At 67.3% G+C, this 3,366-nt stretch carries 1 protein-coding gene; it reads right to left on the bottom strand.

The window, feature by feature from the left end; translation table 11 throughout:
- The coding region (locus JWQ81_RS09545; protein ID WP_297539730.1) for a type I polyketide synthase at positions 1-3,366 on the bottom strand (3,366 nt) is incomplete at both ends.

Below are 3,366 nucleotides of genomic sequence, written 5' to 3'. Positions count from 1 at the left end.
ACCGCCGGGCCTTCCCAGCCAAAAGTGTAGGACAACCGACCCGACACCACACTGCCACCCGCAGTGCCCGACGGAGACACGTTCAACGCGTAGTCGTGGTACATCACCCCCGCGAACACACCAGTCTTGCTGCCCCTCAACGAAACCGGGTCGATGCCCGACCGCTCCATCGCCTCCCACGAAGACTCCAGCAACAACCGCTGATGCGGATCCATGAACAAAGCCTCACGCGGCGAGATCCCGAAGAACTCAGGATCAAAATCGGCTGCATCATGAAGGAAACTACCTCGACGCGTATAACTCTTGCCTTCCTTACCCGGCTCCGGATCGTAAAGATCCTCAATGTTCCAACCACGATTGACCGGCAGATCCCCAACAGTATCGACACCCTCGGCAACCAACCGCCACAGGTCCTCCGGAGAACTCACCCCACCCGGATACCGGCAAGCCATCCCGACGATCGCGATCGGCTCGTCATCCAACGGCCGTGAGACCTCGCGGACCGAAACGACCGCCTTCGTGCCACCGACCAACTCGTCGATGTAGTCCGAGACCGCCTGTGCGTTGGGATGGTCAAAGACGAGCGTGGCGGGCAGGCTCAGACCGGTGATGGTGTTGAGCCTGTTGCGCAACTCGATCGCGGCCAGCGAATCGAAACCGAGCTCCTGGAACGCACGAGCCGGCTCAATCGCCTCCGCCGACGCATGCCCAAGAACCGACGCAACCTCCCCACGCACGATCTGCAATACCGCACGCAGCCGCTCACCAGCGGTCATTCCCCCCAACCGCTGATCCAGCACGCCGCCGGCGGCGACCGCCCGTCGAGTGGGCGGGACGAGACCACGCAGCAGCGCGGGCACCGTGTCGGTGCGGGCGCGCAGGGCACGGGTGTCGACCTTGACCGGCACCACCGTCGCCCTGCCCGAGTCGAGCCCGTCGGCGAACATCGCCAGCCCGGCTTCGTACGACAGCGCGGAAAGCCCCTGGTTCGCCATACGTTTCCGGTCGACCTCGGTGAGGTACTGCCCGAGTCCGGCGCCGACGTCCCAGAGCGCGAACGCCATCGACGTCGCCGTCAGTCCCTCGGCTTGACGCTGTGCGGCCAAGCCGTCGAGGAACACGTTGGCGGCCGCATAGTTGGCCTGCCCTGCCGCGAGTACCAGACCACCGGCCGACGAGAACAGCACGAACGCGGCCAGGTCCATCTCGCGGGTGAGTTCGTGCAAGTACCAGGCGGCATCGGCCTTCGGCGCGAGCACCGCGTCGAACTGCTCCGGCGTCAAGGCGCCGATCAGACCGTTGTCACCAACACCCGCCGCGTGCACCACACCAGTCAACGGACGCTCAAGCCCGCCAATCAAAGCCGCCACAGCATCCCGATCGGACACATCGCACGCGACTACGTCGACCTGCGCGTCCAGCTCGGCCACCAACTCGGCCGCACCAGGCGCGTCCAGGCCACGACGGCTCGTCAACACCAGATGCCGGACACCACGCTCCGCCACCAGATACTTCGCCACCACAGCGCCCAAACCGCCGGTACCGCCAGTGATCAGCACCGCGCCCTCGGGATCGAACGCAACCTCCGAGTCGACGTGCGGCAGTCGCACCAGCCTCGGCAGGAAGACCTCTCCAGCATGGATCGCGACCTCGGGCTCATCCGAGGCGACGGCGGCAGCAAGGAGCCCCTCAGCCTGCTCGTCCACATCGACCAGCACGAACCGGCCCGGGTTCTCAGCCTGCGCCGACCGCACAAGACCCCAGACGGGAGCCTGCACCACATCGACACCAGCGCCGTCGGCCACGGCCACCGCGTTACGGGTCACCACTGCCAGCCGCGAACCGGCGAACCGTTCGTCGGCAAGCCACTCCTGCACAACGGCCAGCACCTGGCGAGTCAACGACCGCACAGCGCCGGGCACCTCGCCGGACGGCGTCACGCACTCCAGTACCACCACATCGGGCACCTCGGCGGGCAGGTCGTCCCACCGGGCGAGTTCTCCGGCCGTCTCGGAGACCGCGATCGGCTTCCATTCGATCCCGAACAGCGGATCCCGGCTCGTAGCACCGGCTACCAGCTGTTCGACGGACACCGGCCGGCCCGCCATCGAGCCGACCGACAACACTGGGCGGCCCGTCACGTCGGCGACGGCGAGCGCCATCCCGTGTTCGACCCGCGTCAGCCGCACCCGCACCGCGGAAGCGCCGACCGCGTGCAGCGACACGTCGTTCCACACGAACGGAATCACCGTGTCCTTGCCGCTGCCCTGGATGATCGCGACGTGCATCGCCGCGTCCAGCAGGGCGGGGTGAAGCCCGAACCGGCCGGCCTCGGTGCCTTCCGGAAGCGCGACTTCGGCGAACAACTCGTCGCCGCGCTTCCAGGCCGTACGCAGCCCCTGGAACACCGGGCCGTATTCGAATCCTCCGTCCCGCAGGACGTCGTACGCGCCATCGACGGCGATCGACTCGGCGTCCGCCGGCGGCCACTGCGCCAGGTCGAACGAGGAGTCCACCGTGGTCGAGGTCAGGAAACCGGCCGCATGCCGCATCCAGATCTGCTCGGTGACCTCCTCAGACCGCGAGTACACCCCCAGCGGGCGACGACCGCGCTCGTCGGCTGCGCTCACCACGACCTGCAGCTGCACCCCGCCGTGTTCCGGGAGAACCAGGGGCGCGGCCAGCGTCAGTTCCTCGAGGGTGCCGCACCCGATCTCGTCACCGGCCCGCAGCGCCAGTTCCACGAACCCGGTACCGGGCAACAGCGTCGACCCCAGCACCACGTGGTCGGCAAGCCACGGCTGCGACCCGATCGACAGACGGCCGGTGAACACCGCACCACCGTTGTCCGGCGACCACACCACCGCACCCAGCAACGGGTGATCCGTCGCCTGAAGACCAGCTGCGCCGACATCCCCGACCGGGGCTCCCCCGGATGGCCAGAACCGCTGACGTTGGAAAGCGTAGGTCGGCAGGTCTACCCGACGCGCACCCAGCCCAACGAAGAAGGCCGACCAGTTGACCTTCACACCGTTCACGTGCAGACGCGCCAACGCCGTCACCGCACTGAGTTCCTCGGACCGGTCCTTGCGCAGCACCGGCACCACCACGGCCTCCGGCGGCAAAGACTCGGCCGCCATCGCCGTGAGCACCCCGTCCGGACCCAACTCCAGGAACGTGGACACACCGGAATCACTCAAGGTGCCCAGCGAATCCGCGAAACGCACGGTGTCCCGGAAGTGGTTCACCCAGTACTCCGGCGACGTCACATCACCCGAGGTCGCGATCGGGATACGCGGAGCCTCGAAGCTCAGGCCCTCCACCACCACACGGAACTCGTCGAGCATGGGGTCCATCAACGTCGAG

It is taken from the genome of Amycolatopsis sp. (assembly GCF_025464955.1).
GTDB lineage: Bacteria > Actinomycetota > Actinomycetes > Mycobacteriales > Pseudonocardiaceae > Amycolatopsis.
Note: the sequence above shows the minus strand (reverse complement) of the source record. Positions and strands in the feature narration are given on the sequence as shown.